Genomic DNA, 24,634 nt, shown 5'->3' with positions numbered 1-24,634 from the left:
GAACCCATTGACCACCCGCAGCGGCCGTCTTATCTTTCCATAGAAAGATTGACATCAAAATCTTTCCATGGAGGTGGTGATGTCCCACTCGGACAGTGCGCGGGATCGCTCGCCGGAACGTGAAAGCGCCGTGCTGGCCCAGGCGCTGTGCCGCGCGGCGGACATCCTGCAGGTGCCGGACGCCATTCTGGCCCGCACCATCGGCGTGTCGCCGGCCTCCGTCAGCCGCCTGCGTACGGGCGCCTTCAAGCTGGCGCGCAAGGACAAGGCGTTCGAACTGGGCCTGCTGTTCATCCGCATGTTCCGGGGCCTGGACGCCATCACCGGCGGTGACGACGCCAGCTCCCGCTCGTGGTTGCGGGCGGAGAATTTGGCGCTGCGGGGCCGCCCCATCGACCTGGTCCAAAGCATCGTCGGCCTGGCCTCGGTTGTGAGCTATGTGGACGCCCGCCGCGCTCGCGTCTGAGGCGCGGCCTTACGGGCACGATCTCTGGCGGCTGGTGGAAAACCAAGCGCGCGCTTCCACCATTCGCCTGGTGGGGACGCTGGCCGACCAGGCCCTGCTGGAAGACATGCTGGAGCAAACCAAGCCGCCCATGCCGCCGGAGTGCGACGGGCTGCATTTCCTGCTGGCGACGCCCTTTCGATATTCGCCCTATCCCCACGGCTCGCGCTTCCGCCGCGCTCACCAGCCCGACGGGGTGTACTACGCCGCCGAACGGCCGGAAACCGCGGCGGCGGAGGCGGCGCACTACGCCCTGCTGTTCTTCCTGGAGGCACCCGGGGCGCAGCTTCCCGCCCGGCCCATGGAGCGGACGGGGATAGAGGTTGGCTGCGCCGTGGACCAAGCGGCGGACCTGATGGCGCCGCCCCTGGACCGGGACCAGGGGCTATGGACCGACAAATCGGACTATGCCGCCTGCCAGGACTTGGCCGATGCCGCGCGGGTGGGCGGGGTCCAGCTCATCCGCTATCAGTCGGTACGCGACCCGGCGGGTGGGGCCAACGTCGCTTTGCTGACCCCCCAGGCCTTTGACGCCAAGAAGCCCAAGCGGCTGTCCAGCTGGCACCTCTTCATCCGCCCCCAGGCCGTCCAGATCTGGTGCGAATTTCCGGCCATACAGCTGGAGTTTCCCCGTTAGCCGTTCAAGCTGGCGGGGATGGGGTCCGGACCCATGCTGTGGAATTTGGCCTCGCCGCCGAAGAAGCGGGTGGCCAGCCGGGTGATGGGCTCGGCGGCCCCCGTGGTGTGGAAAGCCTCCACGCCGCCCTGCTCCTTCGCCCGGCTGGGCAGCTCATATTCCGGGTGGCGCTCCAGATAGGCCCGCAGGCTGCTGACCGTCAGGTTGGGCTGGTCCAGGATTTCCACGCCGGGGGGCAGGGCCTGGGCGAACAGGTCGGCCACCAGGGGATAGTGGGTGCAGCCCAGCACGACCGCGTCCGGCGGCACGCCGTCCAATTGGGCCATCAACTGCCCGGCATAACCCTCGATGGCGGCGCGAATGGTCTCAACCGGGGCATCGGCCTCGATCAGCCGCACCAGGTCAGGGCAGGCCTGCTGCACCACCCGCACCTCCGGCGCGCGCTTGGCGATCTCGGTGGGGTAGGATCCGCTGCTGACGGTGTGCTGGGTGGCGAAGATGGCGACGGTGCGCGGCTCGCCGGCCCGCGATCCGGCGGCCACCTCGGCCATCCACGGCACGCCGGTGATGGCCTCCACCATGGGCACCAGCACGCCCAGGACCCTGCGGTCCGGATAGGCGGTGGGCAGCCAGGTCTGCTGCAGGCGCCGCAGCGCCTGGGCCGAGGCGGTATTGCAGGCCAGGATGACCAGGGGGCAGTCCAGGCCGAACAGCCGTTCCACCCCGGCCACGGTATAGCGGTAAATCTCCTCCGGCGTGCGGTTGCCGTAGGGGGCGTTGGCGTGGTCGCCCAGGTAGACGAAGCGGCGATCGGGCATCTGGTCGGCCAGGGCGCGCAAGACCGTCAATCCGCCGTGGCCTGAATCGAAAACGCCGATCATCGCTCGCAACCGCACCGTTTGCCTTGGGGGTGCGCCCGGCACCCATCCCCTCCGGTTTAGCACGATCGGCCGGGTCGGCGGCAACGGCGTTGCGGCCGGTTGCCGCCCCTTCTTGCCAACGCATGTCGGCTATGCCTTAGTGCGCCCGTCCTTTATGCTGACGCCCATTGCCCCTTTGTCTTGAGGAACCTTGCCCGTGAGCCTGCGTGTCGCCGTCCGCCGGTCCCTGATGATCCTGCCCGTCCTCGCCTCGGCGACAACCCTTGCGTTCACTGGCGCCGCGCCTGCCCGGGCCCAGGCGGCGAATCCGGCGGCTTCTTCGCCCACGGCCGGTTCCGCGCCCATCATGCCATCGGCAGCCAAGCCGGCGGCCCCCGCCGCCGCGGCCCCGGCCGCCGGTGTCAAGGCGGGTGGAAAGGCCGACGATGACGATGGCTGGAACTGCCCCGTTCCCAAGAAGGTGCCCACCATTCCCGACGGCAAGACCGCGCCCGAGGCCGACATGCGCAAGGCGCATGAGGAGATGCAGTCCTACGTCAACAGCGGCCAGGGCTTCATCGCTTGCGTCGACCAGCTTGTGGCGCAGCATCCGGACCAGGTGACGGTGGCCAAGTTCCTGCAATTGACCCGCCTGCAGGATGTCGTGGTCAACAACATGCAATTCCTTGCGGGGCGCTTCAACGAACAGTTGCATGTGTACAAGGCTCGCACGGGTGGGGCGCCGGCCCCCGCCGCTCCGGCGCCGGCGGCCAAGCCCGCGGGCAAGTAAGCTCTTCCGAGGCGGGATTTGGGCCGCCGGCACCCGCCTGGCGGCCCTTTTTCCATGCGGGTCTGGGGTTAACGGCGGCCGGCGCGCGCCGGCCGCCGGGCGGCGCCGGGGCGGCGGTCGTCCTCGTCGAACAACTCGGCCAGCTTTTCCATGACCGTGCCGCCCAGTTGTTCCACGTCCACGATGGTGACGGCGCGCCGGTAATAACGCGTGACGTCGTGGCCGATGCCGATGGCGATCAGCTCCACCGGGCTGCGGGTCTCGATGTACTCGATGACGCTGCGCAGGTGCTTTTCCAGATAGCTGCCGCTGTTGACCGACAGGGTGCTGTCGTCCACCGGCGCGCCGTCGGAAATCACCATCAGGATGCGCCGCTGCTCCGGCCGGGCGATCAGGCGGGTGTGGGCCCATAGCAGGGCCTCCCCGTCGATGTTCTCCTTCAGGATGCCTTCGCGCAGCATCAGGCCCAGGTTGCGCCGGGCCCGGCGCCAGGGGGCGTCGGCCTCCTTGTAGACGATGTGCCGCAGGTCGTTCAGGCGGCCGGGGGCGGCGGGCTTGCCGCTGGCCAGCCAGCGCTCGCGGCTCTGCCCGCCCTTCCATGCCCGGGTGGTGAAGCCCAGGATCTCCACCTTCACGCCGCAGCGTTCCAGGGTGCGCGCCAGGATGTCGGCGCTCATGGCGGCGATGGTGATGGGCCGGCCGCGCATGGATCCGGAATTGTCGATCAGCAGGGTGACGACGGTGTCGCGGAAATCGGTGTCGTTCTCCTGCTTGAACGACAGGGGCAGCACCGGGTTGGCCACCACGCGGGCCAGGCGGGCCGCGTCCAGGATGCCTTCCTCCAGATCAAACACCCAGGCCCGCGTCTGCTTGGCCATCAGGCGGCGCTGCAGGCGGTTGGCCAGCTTGGCGATGACGCCCTGCAGGTGCTGCAACTGCTGGTCCAGCATCATGCGCAGGCGGGCCAGTTCATCCGCGTCGCACAGGTCGGCCGCCCCCACCACCTCATCGAATTCGGTGGTGAAGGCGCGGTAGTTGCCGCTGTCCAGGCTGTTGCGGCCGAAATCGGGGCGGGACGGTTCGCCGGGCTCACCCGACTGCTCGGCCCCGGCCCCTTCCATTTCCTGCTGTTCACCTTCGCTGCTTTCGGCGGCGCCGGCGGTCTCTTCCGTCTGGCCGCCGGCCTGCTGCTGCTCGCCCGTCGCTTCCGGCTCGGCGTCGTCGGACTGGCCACCGCCGGCCTCGTCATTGTCGGCGCCCTCGGGACTCTGGGCGTCGCCGGACTCGGCGGTCTCCTCCTCTTCCGACTTCTCAGGCTCGCCACCGACCTCCAGGTCCAGGTCGGCCAGGATGCGGCGGGCCTCCCGGGCGTAGGCCTGCTGGTCGGCCATGGCGGCTTTCAGCTGGGCCAAGTCGGTGCCCGCCTTTTCCTCGATGAAGGGACGCCACAGGTCCAGCGCCGCCCGGGTGGCGGGGGCCGCCGGGGCGCCGGTCAGGGCCTCACGCGCGATCAGGCGCAGGGCGTCGGCCAGCGACACCTGGTCCCGCGCCGTGGCCCGATCCAGCCCCTGGCGGCGGAAGCGTTCCTCCAGCGCCGCCGTCAGGTTGTCGGCCACGCCCGCCATGGCGTTGGCGCCCAGGGCTTCGCACCGCGCCTGTTCCAGCGCGTCGAAGGCCAGGCGGGCGGTATCGCCCGTGGGCAGCAGCCGGGCATGGGCGGCGGCGTCGTGGTGGCGCAGGCGCAGGGCGGCGGCATCGGCGGCGCCGCGCACCGGCGCCACGTCGCGCACGTTCAGGTCACGCGTGGGCAAAGGCACCCGCACCCGCGTGCCGGAGTAGCCCGGCGGCTCGGCGGAAAACCCCACCGTCAGGTCACCGCGCTCCGCGATGGCGCGGACGGCGGCGCCGGTGGCCCGCTTGAACGCCTCCAGCGGCGATTCCCGGTCGGAAGACATGGGTTCGTCCCCCCGCATCAGGCGAGGGTGGCGCGCACGCCGCTCTCGGGCAGTTCGGTGCCGAAGCAGCGCTGGTAGTACTCGGCCACCGCCGCGCGCTCCACCTCATCGCACTTGTTCAGGAAGGTGACGCGGAAGGCGAAGCCCACGTCGCCGAAGATGTCGGCGTTCTGGGCCCAGGTGATGACCGTGCGCGGGCTCATGACGGTGGAGATGTCGCCGGCGATGAAGCCGGCGCGGGTCAGGTCGGCCAGGCGCACCATGGCGTTGACCAGCACACGGCGATCATCGGTGTCGTAGCTCGGCACCTTGGCCAGGACGATCTTCACCTCGGCGTCATGGGGCAGATAGTTCAGGGTGGAGACGATGTTCCACCGGTCCATCTGGCCCTGGTTGATCTGCTGGGTGCCGTGGTAGAGGCCGGTCGTGTCGCCCAGCCCGATGGTGTTGGCCGTGGCGAACAGGCGGAAGGCCGGGTGGGGACGGATGACCTTGTTCTGGTCCAGCAGGGTCAGCTTGCCTTCGACCTCCAGCACGCGCTGGATGACGAACATCACGTCCGGGCGGCCGGCGTCATACTCGTCGAACACGATGGCGCAGGGGTGCTGCAGGGCCCAGGGCAGGATGCCCTCGCGATACTCCGTCACCTGCACGCCCTCGCGCAGGACGATGGCGTCCTTGCCGATCAGGTCGATACGGCTGATGTGGCTGTCCAGGTTGACGCGCAGGCAGGGCCAGTTCAGGCGCGCGGCCACCTGCTCGATGTGGGTGGACTTGCCCGTGCCGTGGTAGCCCTGGACCATGACGCGGCGATTGTATGCGAACCCGGCAAGGATGGCCATGGTCGTTTCGCGATCAAAACGATAGGTGCTATCGATCTCCGGCACATGTTCCGTGGGGGAGCTGAACGCCGGCACGGCCATGTCGCTGTCGATCCCGAAGGTCTGGCGGACGGAGATCTTGATATCGGGCAGCGAGGCGGCGTTCATCGGTGTCGGTTCCTGGGACATGGGACGGTCGGCTTTCCTGCGAGATCGAACAGAACGGTTGGTCTTGGTTATTGTTTCAGACCGTGGGGTTGCGGCGGCTCAGCCATGGTCGGTATAGGCGGCCTTCAGCACGTTGTAGGCCTGGTTGATGCGCTTCAGGCGCTCCTCCGCGTCCTTGTCGCCGCCATGGATATCCGGGTGGTTCTGCTTGGCCAGCTCGCGATAGCGCTGCTTGACCTCGTTGAACCCGATGGGCGCCTTCAGGCCCAGAACGTCCAGCGCCTCATCCTCCGGCGTGCGGGGGGACGGGGGCGGGGGATGGTGCGACGCGCCCGCCTCCCAATCGGCGCCGAAGCTGTGGCCCCGGCTCATGCTGTCGCGCAGCTTCCGTTCCCGGGTGCGCCAGTCGCCCATGGGCCAGGTGGGGCGCTGCCAGGTGGTGTCGTAGCGCATGGCGCGCTCGATCTCTTCCGTGCTCATGCCCTGGTAATAGTCCCAGGCCTTGTTGTAGGCCCGCACGTGGTCCAGGCAGAACCAGTAATAATCGTTCAGCTGGCTGCGATTCTTGGGCGCGCGGTACTCCCCCACCTCGGCGCAGCCGGGATGGTCGCAGGCCCTGACCTGGACCTGCGGCGGATCGTCGAACGAGAAAGAGAATCCGGGGCGCTGTTTCTGCATCGCGAAAGTATGGGGTCAGGCCCCGGCCGTGACAAGCGCGGCGGGTCGCCCGCGCCACCATTGCGGCGGCAAAGCTGGGCTGCTGTCCCGGGCGCTGTAAATCGCCTCCCGGCCATTGACAGCGCCGCCCCGGCGTCGCACCTGAAGAGGACAAGACGATCCATCCATTCCGGGCATTTCCCATGCGCTACGCCGACCGCATCCACACCAAGCTGACCCAGGCGCTGGCACCCGTGACGCTGGTCGTCGACGACCAATCGGCCGCCCATGCCGGCCATGGCGGGGCCGCGCCCGGCGGCGAGACCCATTTCGAGGTCACGGTGGTGTCATCCGCCTTCGCCGGCAAGTCGCGCGTGGCGCGCCAGCGCCTGGTCTACGACATCCTGAAGGACGAACTGGCCGAGCGCATCCACGCCCTGTCGGTCAAGACACTGACGCCGGAAGAGGCGGCTTAGGCCCCGTCCGGTTCTTCCGGGCCGGTGTCGTGCTGCCCGGTGTAGTGCTCAGGGAACCAGCGCTTGACCACCGGGCCGTCGCTGGCCATGACGTGGCAGGTGTTCAGCACGGGCGGCGGGCCGCCTTTGCCGCCGTTGCGCCGGGCGCTCAGCACCGGCGCCAGGGTTTGGAAGGCGGTGGTGGCCACGGGGCCCAGCAGCTCCACCAGGTGGGTGCAGCCCTCCGTCCGGCCCAGGCGCTGCTTGACCGCGTTGGTCCAGCCCGACGCGATGCTCAGGCCCACCAGGCGCTGGAAGTTGGGCAGGATGGCGGGACAGTGGGCGAAGGGGGAGTTGTCGGTGGCCACCTCCACCGCCCGCACGGTCAGCGTGTCGTCCACCGTCAGACGCACCCACATCTCATGCAGGTATTGGCCGGGTTCGATGGTGCCGCGCCACTCATTGTCGAAGGCGTAGTGCTTCGCGTCCGTGATGTGGCCTTCGATATCCCAAAGGCCATCGGCGCGTTCGTAACCCTGGCATGTGACGCGGCGGGTGTGCAGCGGCGTGCGCTCGGCGGCGGGGGGAGGGGCATGGGGCGGGCGGACTTCTGAAACAAGGGGAACGGACGCGGGGCGCATCATGGGCGCCCGTCCTTCCCCGGTCAAGAAAGCAGGCCCCCGGTCAGGGAAGCCGGCTTCTCACGCCTCCAGCGCCGCCGCCACCACGGCCCGCACCGGTTCGGGATCGATGCCCCGGGCGGTGAAGGCCTGGCCGATGCCGCGCGCCAGGATGAAGGTGATGCCGCCGTCCTTGACCTTCTTGTCTTTGGCCATGTGGGCCATCAGCGCGTCCACGGTCCAGCGGCCCTTGGCCAGGTACGCGGCACCCGTGGGCAGGCCCACCGCCGCCAAGTGGCGGCGCATGCGGGCCAGGTCCTCGGGCGGACACAGGCCCAGGCGCACCGACAGGTCGAAGGCCATGACCATGCCGATGCCCACGGCCTCGCCGTGCAGCAACTCACCGCCGTAGCCCACTTCCGCCTCCAGCGCGTGGCCGAAGGTGTGGCCCAGGTTCAGCAGGGCGCGCACGCCGCCCTCGCGCTCATCCTGCGCCACGATGGCCGCCTTGGCGGCCACGCTCTCCTTCACGGCGGCCGTGCGCAGGGCGGCGTCGCCCGCCACCAGGGCGGGGCCGTTCCGCTCCAGCCAAGTGAAGAAGTCCAGCCGGTCGATCAGGCCGTACTTCACCACCTCCGCATATCCCGCCAGCACCTCGCGCCGGGGCAGGCTGTCCAGGGCGCCGATGTCGGCCAGCACCAGGCGGGGCTGGTGGAAGGCGCCGATCAAATTCTTGCCCTGGCGGCTGTTGATGCCGGTCTTGCCGCCCACGCTGCTGTCCACCTGGGAGAGCAGCGTGGTGGGCACCTGGATGAAGTCCAGGCCGCGCAGGGCGATGGCGGCCGCGAAGCCGCCCAAATCGCCGATGACGCCGCCGCCCAGGGCCACCAGCATGGCCCCGCGCTCAATGCCGCGCGACAGCAGGATTTCAAGGACCGCTTCCAGATGGTGGAAGCTCTTGGTCGCCTCGCCCGCCGGCACCACGATAGGGTCCAGGACGCGGGCGCCGGCGGCCTCCAGCGAGCGGGTCAGGGTGCCCAGGTACAGGGGCGCCACCGTTTCGTCACTGAGGATGATCAGCGGCCGGTGACCGGCGATGGGCGCCACCAGGGGACCAGCGCCCTGGATCAGGCCGGCGCCGACCAGCACGTCGTAGGAACGGTCACCCAAGCTGACGGGTACGGTCTGGCTCATGATTGCACCGCGGCCGGTTGGGCCCGCGTCTCCTCGGCGCTGTCGTTATCGGCGTCCAGATAGGCCTGCAGGCATTCCACCACCCGGTCCACCGTGTCCTCCGCCGGTCGGTCGCCGCTGTCCACGGTGATATCGGCCTGGGCGTAGTAGGGGTGGCGCAGCTCCATCAGCTTGCGCAGGGTCTCGCGCGGGTCGCTATCCTTCAGCAGGGGGCGGTTGCCGCGCCGCGCGGTCCGCTGCACCAGCAGGTCCAGCTCGGCCCGCAGCCAGATGGAATGGGCGCGCTGGCGCACCAGGGCCCGGGTGTCGGCATCCATGAAGGCGCCACCGCCGGTGGACAGCACCTGCAGCGGCTGGTCCAGCAGGCGGGCGATCACCCGGCGCTCACCCTCGCGGAAGGCGGGCTCGCCATAGCGCTCGAAGAATTCGGGGATGCTGCAGCCGGCGGCGCGCTCGATCTCCTGGTCCGCATCGACGAAGGGCAAGCCCAGACGGGCGGCCAGGCGGCGGCCGATGCTGGTCTTGCCGGCCCCCATCAGGCCCACCAGGACCAGGGTGCGGGGCGGGCGCTGGCGCAGGGTTGGGCGCATCACCGGTTCCCCCGTGACAGGGTGGCGGGCACCCGGCGGGTCGGGGTGGCGTTGCGCACCTGGGGGGCGGACGCTACAGTGCCGAGCGCTAACACCATTTTTGCCGTGTCATCCATTCCAGCCGAAACCTGAAAGCCGTACCCCGTTCCGGGGATTGTTCTTCATCCCTAGACCCGGCGTCCACCCTGGCCCTGCGGCTTCAGGCGGACTGTCCGGCCCCCGTTTTCCCGTGCCAGTCTGGTGGGCGCCACCGCCGGGGGAAACGGTCGGGGGGACTGCATAACACAGTCGACCCCGCCTGTCCCTTAACTCCACCGGGGGCTCGCGCACTGCGGCCTTGCTTGGACCGACATGGTCTCGCAACTTTCTTTCTGAACTCGCCCTTCCCTACCAGCGATTGATGCCGATCCCACGATGAAAAAGCTTCTCCTGATCCTGATCGCCCTGGTTGTCCTCGGCGGTGCCGGCGCCACCCTGGTCGTGGCCGCCACCACCTCCCCGGCGCCGTCCGCGCCCACCGAACGGGTGATCTCCAATGACCGCTTCCCGCAGTAAGGCGTTTTGGGGCTTGGCGCTGGTGGCCGGGCTGATGACGGCCCCGGTGTCCCTCGCGCAGACCTCCAGCGGGCCCACGCCGCTGTGGCCCCAGGGCCCGACGACGTCGCCCACAGTCGCCCCCCCGGCCGGAACCGACACGGCCGCGCCCGGTCCCACGCCCCTGGGGGCCTACACGCCGCCCCCGCCGCGCGCGTCGTCCTTCGAGGTCAAGACCCTGGCGGCGGTGACGCCGGATGGCGGCGGCCTGCTGGACGCGGGGCAGGGCGGCCTGGGCCAGGCGCTGTGGGCGGACAGTCCGCGCGGCCTCGTCGACCGGGCGCTGGCCTCGCTGCCGCAGTCCAGCCCCTCGCCGGCGGTACGCGCCCTGCTGGGCCGGGTGCTGATGTCCTCCGGCACGGCACCCCAGGGGGCCAAGGACGCGCGCAACTTCCTGGGCGCCCGGCTGGAGCGTCTGGCCCTGCTGGGCGACGGCAAGAACGCTGACGCCATGGCCACCCTGCCGACGGCGCTGGATGATGCCGGCGGGGCGGAGGCCTGGGCGCGCCTGTCGCTGCTGACCGGCGACGGGGCGGCCTGCGATCAGATGGCCGACCTGCAGAAGCGCTTCAACGATGGCGAGATCCAGATGCTGGGCGTCGTCTGTCAGGTGCGCGGCGGGGCCACCGACAACATCATGTTCTCGCTGGACATCATGCGGGAACAGGGCGTGAAGGACGACGGCTTCTCCCGCCTCGCCGAAGTGGCGGCCGGCGGGCAGAAGGGCGCCCTCAAGGGCTTCACCGCCGTGTCGGCCGAGGCGGTGGCGCTGGCCCGCGCCATGGGCCGGGGCTTGCCGGCGGAAGTGCCGGCGGCGCAGATCCTGGCGCTGAACCCGGCCGCCGCCGCGGCCGTGGCCGACCTGCCCGACACGCCGGCGGCCCTGAAGCTGGCGGCTGGCGACCGGGCCGCCAGCTTTGGCACCCTGCCGCCGGCGGCGTTGGCCCCCCTCTACAAGGCGGCCAAGGTCAGCCCGAATGACCTGAAGAACGCCGTGGGCGTGGCGGAGAAGCGCCAGGGCGCCGACCAGCGCGCCATCCTCTACCAGGCTTTGATCGGCGAGACGATCCCGTCGCTGAAGGGCGCCATCCTGGCCAAGGCCGTGGACGTCAGCGACCCGGCCCTGCTGGCCGGCGCCTGGGGCGACCTGCTGGCCCAGGAGCTGGAAGGGCTGGCCCCCGGGCCAGCGCTGAAGGATCTGGCGCCCGCCGCCACGCGCCTGGCTCTGCTGCGAAACCGGCGCGACCTGGCCCAGCCGTGGTTCGAGTTGGCCCGCCAGTCGGCGCAGGACGCCCCCAAAGATGGAAAGGTTGAGGGCAAGCCCTTGCAGGCCTACCTGCGCCTGGTGCCCCTGGCCGTGCTGGGCGGCCTGCTGCCCAGCGATGGCGCCAACTGGGCCCAATGGCTGGACGCGGTGAAGGCGGACGCCGACGCCCCATCCCGCCTGCGCGCCGCCTCCATCCTCGCCCTGCTGACCGCGGCGGGGGAGAAGGTGGACCCGCTGCTGCTGGCCCGCACCGCCCCGGTGGTCGAGGCGCCGGGGGTGATCCCCGACGCCGCGTCCTGGCTGCGCCTGGATCAGTCGACCACCGTACCCCGGCGCGGTGAGGTGGCCGTGCTGGCCCTGGCGGAACTGGCCGACGCCGGTCCCGCCACCACCACGCCCACGGTGACGGCCCACGCCCTGTCGGCCCTGACCGCCGTCGGCCTGAAGGACGACGCCCGGCGCCTGGCGCTGGAGGCGGTGGCCGTCCTGGCCGGGCCGTAACGGCCATGGCGCCGCGCGCCCCAAAAGCGGAAGCCACCGGGGGAGGGCCAAAAAGGCGCTCCTCCGGCCGGCCGCGTGGCGCCACCCTGGCGCTGCCCCCGGGGGTGGACGCCTTCCTGGACATGCTGGTGGCGGAACGAGGGGCGGCGGCCAACACCCGCGACGCCTACCGCCGTGACCTGGTGGACGCCGCTCGCTTCATCGCGGGCCAGAGAGGCGGCAAGGCTCCCGCCCTGGACCAGGCGGGCACCGACGACCTGCGCGCCTACCTGGACCATCTGGGCCGCGACGGCACCCAGGCGGCGGTGCGCACCGTGGCCCGCCGCCTGTCGGCCCTGCGCCAGTACTACAAGTTCCTGGTGTCGGAAGGCCGGCGCGACATCGACCCGGCCGCTGTGCTGGATGGCCCGCGCCTGGGCCGCCCCCTGCCCAAGATTTTGTCCGAGGACGACGTCGGCCGTATGCTGGACACGGCGGCGGCCCAGGGCGGGGCGGAGGGGCTGCGCCTGGCGGCCCTGCTGGAACTGCTCTACGCCACGGGCCTGCGCGTTTCCGAACTGGTGGGACTGCCGCTGTCGGCTTTCAGCCGCGACGGCCGGGTGCTGGTGGTCAAGGGCAAGGGCGGGAAGGAACGCATGGTGCCCCTGTCGCCCCCGGCCCGCGACGCGCTGGCCGCCTACCTGCCGCACCGCGCCGCCTTTTTCTCCGCCGGTCGTGAGGCCAGGCAGGCCGGCCACCTGTTTCCATCGCGCAGTTCGGGGGGCACGCTGACCCGTCAGCGCTTCGGCCAACTGCTGAAGGATCTGGCGCTGGCGGCGGGCCTCGACCCCGCCAAGGTCAGCCCCCATGTGCTGCGCCACGCCTTCGCCACCCACCTGCTGGACCACGGTGCCGATTTGCGTTCCGTGCAGAAGATGCTGGGCCATGCCGACATCGGCACCACCCAGATTTACACCCATGTGGTGGGTGAACGCCTGCGCCGCACGGTGGAGGACCACCATCCTCTCGCCAAGGGAAACCCTGGCGTTCGCGGTCCGCGCAAGGGGTAGCCGCGACATGCGGGTTTCGATAGCGCTGGCCCCTGGCCCGCGCTCATGGTAATCAGCCGCCTTCGACCTTTGTGCGGCCCGGCCCTCGGTGCGGCACCTCTTACAAGCAGTTGTAAGCCGAACCCATGCACTTCCTTGAATTTGAAAAGCCGATCGCCGAACTCGAAGGCAAGATCGATGAACTCCGCCACCTGTCCGATGGCGGCGGTCTCAACATCGCCGACGAGGTCCGCAAGCTTGAGGACAAGGTCGACAAGCTGCTGCGCTCGACCTACGGCAAGCTGACCCCGGCGCAGAAGGTCCAGGTGGCGCGCCACCCCAACCGGCCGCACTGCCTGGACTACATCAACGCCCTGATCACCGATTTCACGCCGCTGGCCGGTGACCGCGTGTTCGGCGAGGATCGCGCGATCGTCGGCGGCCTGGGCCGTTTCCGTGGCCGGTCGGTGGTGGTCATCGGCCAGGAAAAGGGCCACGACACCGACACCCGCATCCGCCACAACTTCGGCTCGGCCAAGCCGGAAGGCTACCGCAAGTCCCAGCGCCTGCTGGAACTGGCCAGCCGCTTCAACCTGCCGGTCATCACCCTGGTGGACACGGCCGGCGCCTATCCCGGCGTGGGCGCGGAAGAGCGCGGCCAGGCGGAAGCCATCGCCAAGTCCATCGAGACCTGCCTGCGCGCCCGCGTTCCCATCGTCTCCGCCATCATCGGTGAAGGCGGCTCGGGCGGCGCCATCGCCATTGCCACGGCCGACCGCGTGCTGATGCTGGAGCACTCGATCTACTCCGTTATTTCACCGGAAGGCTGCTCGGGCATTCTGTGGCGCAGCAACACCAACGCCGCCGACGCGGCCGCGGCCCTGCGCCTGACCGCCCAGGACCTGAAGGAACTGGGCGTCATCGACCGCATCGTCATGGAGCCCATCGGCGGCGCGCACCGCCGGCGCGAGGAAACCATCCTGGCGCTGGGCAACGCCATCGACGACAGCCTGGACTCCATGCGTGGCCAGGACGGCGGCACCCTGATCGCCCGTCGCCGCGAGAAGTATCTGAGCATGGGCCAGAAGGGTCTGGGGTAAGACTGCCAGAAGGGCCTGGGGTAAGCTCCGCCCCCGATCCAAATGAAAAGGCGCCTTCCGGTGGGAGGGCGCCTTTATTCTTTGTCCGATCTCGCTGCCAGTGGGGAAAAGTATTCCCCATTCCCCGACCCGGTGGACGGGGAAGCGGAACAGCGCCGATCCGGAAGCCGCCTTAGCTAGCTGCGCAGCACCAGGCGGGAGCAACCGCCGCCGGCCGGCTGCACGTCGCTGGCCAGGCCCGCCAGGGTCAGCATGGCCTGCACGTCCAGGATGGTGTCCGTGGACCGGGTCAGGGTCAGGCTGACGTTGCGGCAGCCCATCTTCCGGAAGCGCGTGACCGCGTCCAGGATTTGGCGGGCGGCGGCGGCCATGCCGGGTTCCGGATTGGGGGCTCCGGTCGCCTCATGCGGATGCATGCGAGGTCCCTGGTTGGGGTTCGCCCGGGAACGACCCCGGACAACCAGGATATTGCGACCAATTGAGGCTTTTCCGCGACCGTAAAGTTGGGCCTGCGGCCGATTTTCCCATCAGGGTGGGCGGCGGGCGCGCCTTCCCGCGCTGAGCTACCCAAAAGGGTGAGGCCGCTGGCGTTCTTCCGGCGGCCTCCACGCTTCAGCTCGCGCTGGGGACTATCGTTACAGCAGCTCGGCGATCTGCACGGCGTTGAGTGCTGCACCCTTCAGCAGTTGGTCGCCGGCGACGAACAGCTGGATGGAGCGGCCGCTGGGGTCGCTGATGTCCTGACGGATGCGGCCCACCAAGATGTCACCCTGGCCCGAGGCGTCCACCGGCATGGGGAAGTAGTTCTTCTCCGCGTCATCGACGATGCGCACGCCTGGGGCGGTCGACAGGATGTCCTTGACCTCGGCTGGGGTGATGGGCCGCTCGAACTCCACGGTCAGCGCCTCGGAATGGGCGCGCAGCACGGGCACGCGCACGCAGGTGGCGGAGATGCGGATGTCGGCGTCGCCGAAGATCTTCCACGTCTCCTTCACCATCTTCATCTCCTCCTCGTTATAGCCGTTGGCCGGATCGACCTTGGCGTTGTGGCTGAAGAGGTTGAAGGCGTATGGGTGCGGCAGCACGGTGGGGGTGAAGGGCTTGCCCTCCAGATAGGCGCGCGTGCCCTCGCGCAGCTCTTCCATGGCGGCGGCACCGGCGCCCGACGCCGCCTGGTAGGTGGCGGCGATGAAGCGCGTGATGCGGTTCTTGGCGTGCAGCGGCCACAGCGGCACCAGCGCGATGATGGTGGAGCAGTTGGGGTTGGCGATGATGCCCTTGTGCCGCTTCACCGCCTCCGGGTTCACCTCCGGCACCACCAGGGGCACGTCGGGGTCCTGGCGGAAGGCGCTGGAATTGTCGACCACCACGGCGCCGGCCTTCACCGCGATGGGGCCGTAGACCTTGGAGATGGAACCGCCGGCGGAGAACAGAGCGATGTCCACGCCCGTGAAGCTGTTCTCGTCCAGGGCCTGGACGGTGATCTCCTTACCCTTGAAGGTCATGGTCTTGCCGGCCGACCGGGGCGACGCCAGCAGGCGCAGCTCGGACAGGGGGAAGGCACGCTGCTCCAGGCACTCAAGCAGCTCGACGCCAACGGCGCCGGTGGCGCCGACGATGGCAACGACGGGCAAGGCCATGACCTTAATTCCTCAACAACGGAAGGGTGAAACATATGGAACGAGAGGCGCCATCCTCTTGTTCGTTTCGTTCTTCCGTCAAGCGGGCGACTCGCAGGGCTGCCCTGTTCCCGTGCGCAACCTGAGCAAGATTGTTAGGGCATGGCTCCCAGTGCCGTCAGTTCGCGATCTGGAAATAATCGACGGTTTCGGTGTCGCCCCAGTCGGGGCAAGAGCCGGTGCCGTGGATTTCGACTTGCTTGTGCATGCTGTAGGCCATCATCAGGGCCGCGGCCATGGTTTGGCCCGAGGGGGTATTGACGTTGATCACCCAGCGATCCAGCGTCGCGCAGGCCGGGCGGTCCGTTCGTGTGCCATGCTGGATGAAGAACAGCACGCCGCCTTGTTCGGAAATAATATTGGAGATGGAGCCCGCGCTGGCGAAACCCGTCGCCAGCGCCGTGGGTGAACCGACGGCGTACAAGGCCATTGAGGACCAGGCGATAATCCTAAGGAGATGGCTTGCCTGCCGGTGTGGCTTGAACTTGGCCATGCGGCACTTCCTCGTCGTTATTGGGATCCCCGTCAGACTGACGTTCATGGTGATGTTGAGCGTCGTCAGTCCGCGATTTGGAAATAGTCGACGGTCTCAGTGTCCGGCCAGTCGCGGCAATCGCCGGTGCCATAAATCTCGATATTCTTGCCCAGGCTATACGCCAGCATCACGGCAGATGCCATGGCTTGACCGGAAGGGGTGGTGACGTTGATCACCCAGCGGTCCAGGGTCGAGCAGGCCGGCCGGTTGGTGCGGGTGCCGTGCTGCAAAAAGAAAAACGTGCCGCCCCGCGTCGGAAGGATGTTGGAAATTGAGCCCGCGCTGGCGAAACCAGCGGCCATCGCCAATGGGCACCATGCGGCTGCCGCGAAAGCCACGGAACAGGCAACTACCCGAAAAGCGCGCCGCGCACCGGGATTGAACATGGCCCCACCCATATCGCTTTTTAATTCAACCGCATCGACCTTTCGAACCGATGGCGCGAATCTACAACAGGTTTTCGAGTGCCAGCAAGATCGACGGCGGGAAGCACTGGTCAGCGCATCGCCAGGATGGTGACGGCGATCGTCAGCGCGAGGATGGCGGCCCATTGCCAGCCGCCGCGCCCACGGCCCAGGCGGGTGGCCAGGTCGTCGATGCTGCGCGGATCGATGGGCAGGCCGCCCCGGTCCAGATGTTCCGCCAGGCGGTCGGCGTGGCGCAGCAGCAGGGGCAGCTTGTGGGCGGTGGCGCTCAGGTTGCGCACCGCCTCGGCCAAGCGCGCCTCCGGCCCCCGGTTCTCCCGCATCCACCGCTCGATCAGGGGGCGGGCCACTTCCCACATGTTCAGCTTGGGGTTCAGGGCGCGGCCCACGCCTTCCGCCGTCAGCATGCTTTTCTGCAGCAGCAGCAGCTGGGGCTGGGTCTCCATCTCGAACTGCTCGGTCACGGCGAACAGCTGGGCTAGCAATCGCCCGACGGAGATGTCGTGCAGCGGCTTGTTGTGCACCTGCTCGCCAATGGCGCGGGCCGCCTGCATGAACAACTCACGCGACTGGTGGGCGGGCACGTAGCCGGCGTCGAAGTGCACATCCGCCACCAGGCGGTAATCGCGGTTCAGGAAGCCCAGCAGCATGTCGGCCAGGTACAGCCGCGTCTGCCGGTCCAGGCGGCCCATGATGCCGAAGTCCACCGGCGCCAGATGGCCGGACATGTTCACGAACATGTTGCCCGGGTGCAGGTCGGCGTGGAAGAAGCCGTCCCGGAACACCTGGTTGAAGAAGGAATTGGCCGCCTGGCGCAGCACGTCGTCGGGGTCGAAGCCGGCGGCGCGGATGGCATCCACCTGGTCCACCGGAATGCCATGGATGCGGTCTATGGTCAGCACCCGCTGGCCGGTGCGGTCCCAATCCACCTTGGGGATGTTGAAGGTGACGTCGCCCTTGAAGTTGTCCGCCAGTTCGGAAGCGGCGCTGGCCTCCAGGCGCAGGTCCATCTCCATGCGCACGGTCTCGGCGAAGGTCTCCACGACTTCCACCGGCTTCAGCCGCTTCAGGCGGGGCAGGACGCGCACGGCCAGGCCGGCCAGCCAGTACATCAGGTCGATGTCGCGGCGGAAGGCCAGCTCCACGCCGGGGCGCAGCACCTTCACCGCCACCTCCCGGCCCTCCGCCGTCACGGCGAAGTGCACCTGGGCGATGCTGGCGGCGGCCACGGACTCGGGCTCGAAGCTCTGGAAAATCTCGCCCAGCGGCCGGCCCAGCTGTTCCTCGATGATGGCGACGGCCTGGGGCGTGGGGAAGGGGGGCAGCCGGTCGCGCAGCAGGGCCAAATCTTCGGCCACGGCGTCACCCACCAGGTCGGACCGGGTGGACAGAGCCTGGCCCAGCTTGATGAAGCTCGGGCCCAGCTCCTGGATGGCGGCGGCCAGACGCTGGCCCTTGCGGCCGGGCGCCCGGTTGTTGTTCATCAGGCGCAGCACCAGGGCCAGGCCCGGCGCCACGTCGCGGAACTCCTCCGGGAACAGCGCGCCATGGCGGCCCAGCGTACGCCCGATGATGTACAGGCGGCGCAGGTTGCGCAGGATGCGGAACATGGTCAGACGCGCCAGGCGGAATGGATGGCCGCCACGCCTCCCGTCAGCGGCCGGGCCTTGGCCTGGCTGAAGCCCACGGCCTCCAGCCGGCGGCACAGCGCCTCCCGCTCGGGGAAGCGGCGGATGCTTTCCACCAGGTACTGATAGCTGTCGCGGTCGCCCGCCACCACTTGGCCGATGCGGGGCAGCACTTCAAAGGAATAGCGATCGTACAGCTCGCGCAGGATGGGCAGGTTCACCTGGCTGAATTCCAGGCAGTAGAAGCGCCCGCCGGGCTTCAGCACGCGCCGCGCCTCGGCCAGGGCCTTGTCGATATGGGTGACGTTGCGCAGGCCGAAAGCGATGGTGTAGGCGTCGACCGAGCGGTCGGCCAGGGGCAGCAACTCGGCATTGCCCACGGTCCACTGTAAACCGCCGCGCATATCCGGCGCCCTGTCCCAACCGGGCAGTCGCCCTGTGTCGATGCCCCGGTCGCGGCCCACGCGCACCATGGCTTCCGTCAGGTCGCAGACCATGATCTTGGCGCTGGGCGCCTTGGCCGCCATGCGGAAGGCGATGTCGCCCGTGCCGCCGGCCACGTCCAGGATGGTCTCACCGGCGCGCGGGGCCACCAGGCTGACGAAATCGGCCTTCCACAGCCGGTGGATGCCCACCGACATCAGGTCGTTCATGATGTCGTAGCGGCTGGCGACGCTGGAAAACACGCCCTGCACCAGCGGCGCCTTCTCCGCCGGGCTGATGGCGCGGAAGCCGAAGGATCGCGCCTCACGCTCCTGCGCCGTCAGGGCGTCGGCAGCGGGCGTACCAGGGGTGAAGGGCGGGGGCGTGGTATGGTCGACCATGGCGGCACCATAGCGTCGGCAAGGGCGCTTGGGTAGCTGGCATGGTGGGCAGGCCTGCCCCCTAAAATACGGTAGGGAAACATTGTTGGGAAAAGGCGGCAGGATAAGCGGCTTATCCGTTTGGCGCCCGTCAGGCCGCGGCCTCCCGCCGGGCGAAATAGCGGGCGGGCGATTCGCCGAAGGCCCTGCGGAACATGGCGATGAAGTTGCTGGGCGTGGCATAGCCCAGGGCGTCCGCCACCTCCGCCACCGCTTCCCCCTTCGCCAGGCGTTCCAGGGCCAGGGTCAGGCGGGCCTGTTGGCGCCACTGCGTCACGCTCAGGCCCGTTTCCGCCACGAACTGCCGCCGGGCCGTGCGTTCCGACAGGCCGGCGTCACGGGCCAGGGCCGCCAGGGTGCGATCATCGTCCGGCGCCTCCAGCAGGCGCAAGGCCAGGCGCAGCAGGCGGGGGTCGGTGGGCATGGGCAGGTGCAGCGGTTCGCGCGGGGCCAGGCGGACCTCATCCAGCAGCACGGCCAGCAACCGCTCCTGCTCCGGCGTCAGCGCCGCCTCCGGCGGCCATTCCGTCACCCGCCGCACCAGCGAGCGCAGCAGGTCGCTGATGCCCATGACGCAGGGGGTGTCGGGCAGGCCGGCGCAGGCTTCCGGCGTCAACATCATGCCCCAGCCGTCCAGCACGCCGCTGATGGTCACCTTGTGCATCATGCCGGGCGGCAGCCATCCCGCGCGCAAGGGGGGCAGCATCCAGGACCCGTGGGCCGTGCGCACATGGACCAGGCCGTTGGCGACGCAGAACAGCTGCCCCCGCCGGTGCGCGTGCCAGTCGAGCTCCCTGGTGCCCATGCGGCCCCGGTCCTCCCGCGAGTGGCTGCCCCAGAAGGTCAGCACGGGCGGGCCGTCCGCGCGCTCGCACATCTGCAGGAAGGCTTCCTTGGTCATGGGGGCGGTGTCGTGGGCGTGGCGCATGACTTCCCTGGGGGCGGCTGGCGGGGGAGGGGGACGGAGGCGGCTGGCGAACGGTTTGGCCGTTCCGCATTATTTTTCGTCCGACTATCGTTATCAAGCTTGTCCTGTTTCGCGTTACCGAATCCCCAATGACGGTTTTGGCGGATGGTGACGAGATGGACGGGACGCGGGTGGCGATCATCGGGGCGGGCCTGGGTGGCCTGTGCCTGGCGCAGGCGCTGACGCGCGCCGGTATCGACTGCGTGGTGTATGAGCGGGACGGGGCCCTGGACGGCAGGGCGCAGGGCTATCGCTTGCGCATCGACGCCGACGGCGCCGACGCCCTGGCCCGGTGCCTGCCGGCCGAACTGTACGACCTGTTCCGGCGCACCTGCGCCGTGCCGGCCCCGCGCAGCCGTTTCCTGGACGGCCAGCTGGCGCCGGTGGCCGGTCGCGCGCCGGCGGTGTGGAGCGCCGCCGATGACGGCGCGCAAACGCGGGAAGATGCTGGCGATCTCTGCGCCCACCGCCAGACCGTGCGGGAAATCCTGCTGACGGGGATCGCGGAGCGGGTACGCTTCGGCGCCGCCTTCCAGACCCTGGCCGTGGGCCCGGACGGCCGTGCCCACGTCGCCTTCGCCGATGGCACCGCCGTCCGCGCCGACCTGGTGGTGGCCGCCGATGGCGTCAACTCCGCCGTCCGCCGCCAGCTGATGCCGCAGGCGGAACCGCTGGACGTGGGCGCGGTCTGTCTTTATGGCCGCACCACCCTGACACCCCAGGTGCGGGCGGCGGTGAGCGATGATCTGTGCGCCGGCACCAGCGTGGTCTTCGCGGACGGCTATGCCGGCATCATCGACCCCATGCTGTTCGATTGGGGCGCCACGCCACCCGGCGTCACGCCTGTGGCCGACTATCTCTACTGGGCGTTGATCGGCCCCCGTACTCGGCTGACCGGAGCTTTCCCCGGTGTGGTGCCGGCGATGGTGGCGGAGCATCTGGCCCGCGATTGGCACCCCAGCCTGCGCGGCCTGTTCCGGCACGCCGACCGGGACGGCGTGGCCCTGCTGCCGGTGCGCAGCGCCCGCCTGGCCCGTACTTGGCCCCTTTGGACGGCGGCACCGGCGACCTTCCTGGGCGACGCCATCCATGCCATGAGCCCCGCCGGCGGCCTGGGCGCCAACACCGCCCTGCGGGACGCCGCCGTGCTGGCGGCGTGCCTGGCCGGCCAAGCCTCGCCTGAGGAGGCCGCGCGAAATTATGAGGAGGAGATGCGCGTGCGCGCGGCGCGCGCCATCCACCTTTCGGAAGTGGGCGCGGCCGCCCTGTTCGCGGACGTGATTTAGGAAGCGCTATGTCCCAAGCAGCGGCACGAGACTCGGCCTCGCGCCGTAGGACGCGGTCCCTCATTCACAAGGAAAAGGGGCCGCCGGAAGTTTGCGGATGGCGTGGCGGACTGTAAACCGGGGAAGCCAAGCCGGCGCATGTCGGAACCCGGCGTCCGAAGGGGCCTTTGATCCATCAAGGTCAAAGGCCACGCGCCATCAAGCCGACTTCATGTCCAGGGCATAGCCGGCCGAACGCACGGTGCGGATCATGTCCAGTTCCGTGTCCTCGTTCAGGGCCTTGCGCAGGCGGCGGATGTGCACGTCGACGGTGCGCGGCTCCACATAGACGTCGTGGCCCCAGACGATGTCCAGCAGCTGCTCACGCGAGAAGACGCGGCCGGGGTGCTGCATGAAATGGCGCAGCAGGCGGAATTCCGTCGGCCCCAGGTGGATGTCGCGGCTGTTGCGGCGCACGCGGTGGGCCGCCAGGTCCATGCTGATGTCACCGTAGCGCAGCAGTTCCTCGGCCAGCGAGGGCACGGCCCGGCGCAGCACGGCGCGGATGCGGGCCACCAGCTCGGTCGGGCTGAAGGGCTTGGAGATGTAGTCGTCGGCGCCGGAGTTCAGGCCGCGCACCTTGTCCGCCTCCTCGCCCCGGGCGGTCAGCATGATGATGGGGATTTCACGGGTCTTGGGGTTGCGGCGCATCTGGCGGCAGACCTCCAGCCCGCTCATCAGCGGCAGCATCCAGTCCAGCAGCACCAGGTGCGGCGCCTGCTCATCGGCCAGCAGCAGGGCTTCCTCGCCGTCGCCGGCGGTCAGCACCCGGAAGCCTTCCTTTTCCAGGTTGTAGCTCAGCAGCGTGACGAGGTCGGCTTCGTCCTCGACGATCAGAACCAAGGGCTTCAACGAGGCGTTCATGGGGTGTCCCTAAAACTGGCTGTCCGGGGTCGGGTAAGCGGTGGCAAGTCTAAGTCGTCTATAGGTTCGGGCGTGAGGAACGGCCCGGGGAAAGGCTCACACATCGTCCACGGCGTCGGCGCCGTGCAGGCCGCTGCCGTGCAGGTCAACATCGGCCGTGGGACCGACGACGAAGCTGGACTGGTCATGCTTGGGCCGGTCGGAGGTCAAGGTCTGGCCCAGCACCAGGAAGTGGATGGTTTCCGCGATATTGGTGGCGTGATCGCCCGCCCGTTCCAGATTCTTGGCGATGAACAACAGGTGGGTGCAAGGGGTGATGTTGCGCGGGTCTTCCATCATATAGGTCAGGACCTCCCGGAACAGGCTGGTGTACAGGTCGTCCAGCTCTTCATCCCGGTTCCAGGCGTCGATGGCCTTGCCCACGTCGCGGTCAATATAGGCGTCCAGCACGTCCTTCAGCATGCTTTCCACCAGCTTGCCCATGCGCGGGATGGCGCTGACGGGCCGCACGGCGGGAAGCTTGGCCATCGCCATGCTGCGCTTGGCGATGTTGGCGGCATAGTCGCCGGTGCGTTCCAGGTCGGCGGAAATCTTCAGGGCGGCCAGGATTTCGCGCAGGTCGCCGCCCACGGGCTGGCGCAGGGCCAGCATGCGCACGGCCTCCTGCTCGATGCCGCGCTCATAGTCGTCCAGCTGATGGTCGGCCTGCATCACCCGGGCGGCCAGGTCCGCGTCGCGGCGCACCACCGCCTGGACCGCGCCGTCCACCTGGGCTTCGGCCACGCCACCCATCTGGGTGATCAGGTTGGACAGGCGCTGCAGCTGCTGCTCGAACGACTTAACCGTATGCTCGGCCGGCATTCTCTTACCACCCCACCCCCGGCGGTCCTGGCCGGGGCATGAAAAACGGCGGCCGGCTGGACACATCGCCGGTCGGGCAGGGTGGACCATAGCGACAGGTCGCTATGGAATTGCTACAGATAAACGACAGTTTTGTGACGGCGCTGCCGGTCGTCTTGATTTCCAAAAAGCGCCGCCGCTTCAGCGGCTTATGCCATACGACCGTAGTGCCGCCACCCGGGTCGCTGAAGCCGCTTCGCCGTCAGGCGGCGCCCCGGCCGCCTTCCTGTGACAGATTCGGGGCAGATTGGGGTAAGGGCTTTTCCGCCTTCTCCCCCGGCTTTTCCACGCCGGGCAGGTGGACGGTGAAGGTGCTGCCCTTGCCCACTTCGCTGTCGATGGTCAGGCGGCCGCGATGACGGTTGACGATGTGCTTCACGATGGCCAGGCCCAGACCCGTACCGCCCAGGGCGCGGCTGCGGGCGGCGTCCACGCGGTAGAAGCGCTCGGTCAGGCGGGGCAGATGGGTGCGGGCGATACCTTCGCCCTTGTCGGTCACCGACACCTTGATGCCCACCACCTTCTGGGGCGCCGCCTGGCGGGCGCGGATGCCGGTGGCGCCCGGCGCCGGCGGAGCCTCCGCCCGTTCCAGCGCCACCACCACGTCGGTCTGCTCGCGCCCGTACTTGATGGCGTTGTCGATCAGGTTCTGGAACACCTGGGTCAGCTGGTCCTCATCCCCCTGCACCCGGGGCAGATCCTCCCCCCTGGACGCGGATGGTGATCTTCCGCGCCGCCGCCTTCAGCTCCAGCATGGCGACCACGCTGTGCACCAGTTGGGCGACGTTGGTTTCGCCGGTGGGGTGGGTGTGCTCATCCAACTCGATGCGTGACAGGGACAAGAGGTCCATCACCAGGCGGGACATGCGGCCGGCCTGTTCCTGCATGATGGCCAGGAAGCGGTCGCGGGCGTCGGCGTCGTCGCGGGCGGGGCCGCGCAGCGTCTCGATGAAGCCCACCAGCGTGGACAGGGGCGTGCGCAGCTCATGGCTGGCGTTGGCCACGAAGTCGGCCCGCATCTGTTCCGACCGCTTGATGGCGGTGATGTCGTGCAGGGTGACGATGGCGGTGATCTCATGCTCCGGCGCGCCGTCCTCCGCCGCTGGGCGGAAGGGGGTCACCCGCACCTCCAGCACGCGCTCCACCGGCAGGGGCAGGGTGAATTCCACCCGCCGGCTGTCGCCGCCGGCCAGCACGGCGTCCACCGCAGCCAGGACGTCGGGGTTGCGCACGCTGACCGCCAGGTCGCGGTTCAGCATGCGGTCGCCGAACAGGGCGCGCGCGGCGCTGTTGGCGCGGCCCACCTTGCGCTTGTCGTCCACCAGCATCAGGGGGTCGTGCAGGGCCTCCACCACCGCTTCGTCGGCGGCCAGGCGGTGCTCGATCTCTTCCCGGTGGCGCAGCCAGTTCTGATGCAGCTGGGCGATGTCGTCCAGCAGGGCGGCGCCGGTCAGGGTGCGGGCTTGGGGTGGGGGCAGGGGCGTGCGGCGGTCCCGCACCTGGTCCAGATAGGCGGCGATCAGCCGGCTGTCGCGCAATACCAGGTGGCGGGCCACGGCGGTCACGGCGGCCACCAGGGCGAAGGCCGCCAACGCCAGCAGGATGTTGAGCCGCCCGGCGATCACCAGCGCGCCCAGCAGCGCCGCCGTCGGCGCCAGCATCAGCACGGCGATGGCGACAAAACGATCGGGGCGCGTTTCCAAACA

27 protein-coding genes are annotated in these 24,634 nt (G+C 69.2%); 9 read left to right on the top strand and 18 right to left on the bottom strand.

Annotation, left to right across the window (positions count from 1 at the left end; translation table 11 throughout):
• The first annotated feature begins 79 nt into the window (after window positions 1-79).
• Together UAA55_RS28805 and UAA55_RS28800 are read left to right on the top strand one after the other, a co-directional pair.
• Entirely contained in the window at window positions 80-466 is a 387-nt protein-coding gene (locus tag UAA55_RS28805) for an MbcA/ParS/Xre antitoxin family protein (protein WP_322957141.1), read from the top strand.
• 34 nt (window positions 467-500) lie between these two features.
• Complete coding sequence (locus tag UAA55_RS28800) at window positions 501-1,142, top strand: RES family NAD+ phosphorylase (protein WP_322957139.1); 642 nt, start codon at window positions 501-503, stop codon at window positions 1,140-1,142.
• On the opposite strand, the gene murI is transcribed toward UAA55_RS28800, so the two are convergent.
• Complete coding sequence (gene murI, locus UAA55_RS28795) at window positions 1,139-2,023, bottom strand: glutamate racemase (protein WP_322957137.1); 885 nt, start codon at window positions 2,021-2,023, stop codon at window positions 1,139-1,141. The two genes, UAA55_RS28800 and murI, sit on opposite strands and share 4 nt — an antisense overlap.
• A gap of 196 nt (window positions 2,024-2,219) precedes the next feature.
• Here murI and UAA55_RS28790 point away from each other — a divergent pair, with 196 nt between their 5' ends.
• On the top strand, window positions 2,220-2,792 hold the full coding sequence (locus UAA55_RS28790; RefSeq protein WP_322957136.1) for a hypothetical protein: 573 nt from the start codon (window positions 2,220-2,222) through the stop codon (window positions 2,790-2,792).
• 68 nt (window positions 2,793-2,860) lie between these two features.
• Here UAA55_RS28790 and cobT read toward each other — a convergent pair whose 3' ends face one another.
• The 3 genes from cobT to UAA55_RS28775 all read right to left on the bottom strand — a co-directional run bounded on the left by cobT (window position 2,861) and on the right by UAA55_RS28775 (window position 6,414).
• Window positions 2,861-4,747, bottom strand: coding sequence for a cobaltochelatase subunit CobT (gene cobT, locus UAA55_RS28785; RefSeq protein ID WP_322957134.1), 1,887 nt, complete (start codon window positions 4,745-4,747; stop codon window positions 2,861-2,863).
• 17 nt (window positions 4,748-4,764) lie between these two features.
• Window positions 4,765-5,757 (bottom strand): cobaltochelatase subunit CobS, encoded by a 993-nt coding sequence (cobS, locus tag UAA55_RS28780; RefSeq protein WP_322957132.1) that lies wholly within the window; start codon window positions 5,755-5,757, stop codon window positions 4,765-4,767.
• A 78-nt stretch (window positions 5,758-5,835) separates the two neighbouring features.
• Window positions 5,836-6,414: a J domain-containing protein gene (locus tag UAA55_RS28775; protein ID WP_322957129.1), complete on the bottom strand. Its 579-nt coding sequence runs from the start codon at window positions 6,412-6,414 to the stop codon at window positions 5,836-5,838.
• 182 nt (window positions 6,415-6,596) lie between these two features.
• Here UAA55_RS28775 and UAA55_RS28770 point away from each other — a divergent pair, with 182 nt between their 5' ends.
• Window positions 6,597-6,869, top strand: coding sequence for a BolA family protein (locus tag UAA55_RS28770; RefSeq protein ID WP_322957127.1), 273 nt, complete (start codon window positions 6,597-6,599; stop codon window positions 6,867-6,869).
• Here UAA55_RS28770 and UAA55_RS28765 read toward each other — a convergent pair.
• The 3 genes from UAA55_RS28765 to UAA55_RS28755 are packed head-to-tail and all read right to left on the bottom strand — an operon-like array spanning window position 6,866 to window position 9,252.
• The gene (locus UAA55_RS28765; protein ID WP_322957126.1) at window positions 6,866-7,492 is read right to left on the bottom strand and encodes a DUF2889 domain-containing protein; all 627 of its coding nucleotides are present in this window, start codon (window positions 7,490-7,492) and stop codon (window positions 6,866-6,868) included. The two genes, UAA55_RS28770 and UAA55_RS28765, sit on opposite strands and share 4 nt — an antisense overlap.
• A gap of 57 nt (window positions 7,493-7,549) precedes the next feature.
• Window positions 7,550-8,662 carry a 3-dehydroquinate synthase gene (gene aroB, locus UAA55_RS28760; protein ID WP_322957124.1) on the bottom strand — a complete coding sequence of 371 codons (1,113 nt, stop codon included), beginning with the start codon at window positions 8,660-8,662 and terminating at the stop codon, window positions 7,550-7,552.
• Window positions 8,659-9,252, bottom strand: coding sequence for a shikimate kinase (locus UAA55_RS28755; protein WP_322957123.1), 594 nt, complete (start codon window positions 9,250-9,252; stop codon window positions 8,659-8,661). The genes aroB and UAA55_RS28755 overlap by 4 nt, the downstream gene beginning before the upstream one ends.
• 414 nt (window positions 9,253-9,666) lie before the next feature.
• On the opposite strand from UAA55_RS28755, the gene UAA55_RS28750 reads away from it, so the two are divergent.
• The 4 genes from UAA55_RS28750 (at window position 9,667) to UAA55_RS28735 (ending at window position 13,742) form a co-directional block, all read left to right on the top strand.
• Window positions 9,667-9,807 carry a hypothetical protein gene (locus UAA55_RS28750; RefSeq protein ID WP_322957122.1) on the top strand — a complete coding sequence of 47 codons (141 nt, stop codon included), beginning with the start codon at window positions 9,667-9,669 and terminating at the stop codon, window positions 9,805-9,807.
• Entirely contained in the window at window positions 9,788-11,614 is a 1,827-nt protein-coding gene (locus UAA55_RS28745; protein WP_322957121.1) for a hypothetical protein, read from the top strand. The genes UAA55_RS28750 and UAA55_RS28745 overlap by 20 nt, the downstream gene beginning before the upstream one ends.
• Before the next feature lie 5 nt (window positions 11,615-11,619).
• Window positions 11,620-12,663, top strand: coding sequence for a site-specific tyrosine recombinase XerD (locus UAA55_RS28740; protein ID WP_322957120.1), 1,044 nt, complete (start codon window positions 11,620-11,622; stop codon window positions 12,661-12,663).
• 125 nt (window positions 12,664-12,788) lie between these two features.
• On the top strand, window positions 12,789-13,742 hold the full coding sequence (locus tag UAA55_RS28735) for an acetyl-CoA carboxylase carboxyltransferase subunit alpha (RefSeq protein WP_322957118.1): 954 nt from the start codon (window positions 12,789-12,791) through the stop codon (window positions 13,740-13,742).
• Between the two features lie 176 nt (window positions 13,743-13,918).
• Here UAA55_RS28735 and UAA55_RS28730 read toward each other — a convergent pair whose 3' ends face one another.
• The 7 genes from UAA55_RS28730 to UAA55_RS28700 form a co-directional block, all read right to left on the bottom strand.
• Window positions 13,919-14,158, bottom strand: coding sequence for a hypothetical protein (locus UAA55_RS28730; protein ID WP_322957116.1), 240 nt, complete (start codon window positions 14,156-14,158; stop codon window positions 13,919-13,921).
• A 219-nt stretch (window positions 14,159-14,377) separates the two neighbouring features.
• A complete protein-coding gene (locus tag UAA55_RS28725; RefSeq protein ID WP_322957115.1) occupies window positions 14,378-15,382 on the bottom strand; it encodes an aspartate-semialdehyde dehydrogenase in 1,005 nt (334 codons plus the stop codon).
• A gap of 157 nt (window positions 15,383-15,539) precedes the next feature.
• A complete protein-coding gene (locus UAA55_RS28720) occupies window positions 15,540-15,914 on the bottom strand; it encodes a hypothetical protein (RefSeq protein WP_322957113.1) in 375 nt (124 codons plus the stop codon).
• 65 nt (window positions 15,915-15,979) lie between these two features.
• Window positions 15,980-16,342, bottom strand: a complete 363-nt coding sequence (locus UAA55_RS28715; RefSeq protein ID WP_322957112.1) for a hypothetical protein — start codon at window positions 16,340-16,342, stop codon at window positions 15,980-15,982.
• A gap of 110 nt (window positions 16,343-16,452) precedes the next feature.
• Window positions 16,453-17,991 carry a 2-polyprenylphenol 6-hydroxylase gene (gene ubiB / locus UAA55_RS28710; RefSeq protein ID WP_322957111.1) on the bottom strand — a complete coding sequence of 513 codons (1,539 nt, stop codon included), beginning with the start codon at window positions 17,989-17,991 and terminating at the stop codon, window positions 16,453-16,455.
• A gap of 2 nt (window positions 17,992-17,993) precedes the next feature.
• Window positions 17,994-18,833, bottom strand: coding sequence for a class I SAM-dependent methyltransferase (locus UAA55_RS28705; protein WP_322957110.1), 840 nt, complete (start codon window positions 18,831-18,833; stop codon window positions 17,994-17,996).
• A 130-nt stretch (window positions 18,834-18,963) separates the two neighbouring features.
• Entirely contained in the window at window positions 18,964-19,800 is an 837-nt protein-coding gene (locus tag UAA55_RS28700; RefSeq protein WP_322957109.1) for an AraC family transcriptional regulator, read from the bottom strand.
• A gap of 128 nt (window positions 19,801-19,928) precedes the next feature.
• Here UAA55_RS28700 and UAA55_RS28695 point away from each other — a divergent pair, with 128 nt between their 5' ends.
• Complete coding sequence (locus tag UAA55_RS28695) at window positions 19,929-21,125, top strand: FAD-dependent oxidoreductase (RefSeq protein ID WP_322957108.1); 1,197 nt, start codon at window positions 19,929-19,931, stop codon at window positions 21,123-21,125.
• 198 nt (window positions 21,126-21,323) lie between these two features.
• Here UAA55_RS28695 and phoB read toward each other — a convergent pair whose 3' ends face one another.
• The 4 genes from phoB to UAA55_RS28675 form a co-directional block, all read right to left on the bottom strand.
• Window positions 21,324-22,028 carry a phosphate regulon transcriptional regulator PhoB gene (gene phoB / locus UAA55_RS28690; RefSeq protein WP_004272237.1) on the bottom strand — a complete coding sequence of 235 codons (705 nt, stop codon included), beginning with the start codon at window positions 22,026-22,028 and terminating at the stop codon, window positions 21,324-21,326.
• A gap of 96 nt (window positions 22,029-22,124) precedes the next feature.
• Window positions 22,125-22,889: a phosphate signaling complex protein PhoU gene (phoU, locus tag UAA55_RS28685; RefSeq protein WP_322957106.1), complete on the bottom strand. Its 765-nt coding sequence runs from the start codon at window positions 22,887-22,889 to the stop codon at window positions 22,125-22,127.
• Window positions 22,890-23,130: 241 nt separating this feature from the next.
• The gene (locus UAA55_RS28680) at window positions 23,131-23,616 is read right to left on the bottom strand and encodes an ATP-binding protein (protein WP_322957104.1); all 486 of its coding nucleotides are present in this window, start codon (window positions 23,614-23,616) and stop codon (window positions 23,131-23,133) included.
• A complete protein-coding gene (locus tag UAA55_RS28675) occupies window positions 23,603-24,631 on the bottom strand; it encodes a histidine kinase dimerization/phospho-acceptor domain-containing protein (protein ID WP_322957103.1) in 1,029 nt (342 codons plus the stop codon). The genes UAA55_RS28680 and UAA55_RS28675 overlap by 14 nt, the downstream gene beginning before the upstream one ends.
• Window positions 24,632-24,634: the final 3 nt, after the last annotated feature.

Source organism: Nitrospirillum guanabarense (assembly GCF_034653355.1).
GTDB lineage: Bacteria > Pseudomonadota > Alphaproteobacteria > Azospirillales > Azospirillaceae > Nitrospirillum.
This window is presented reverse-complemented; position numbering and strand designations above follow the sequence as displayed.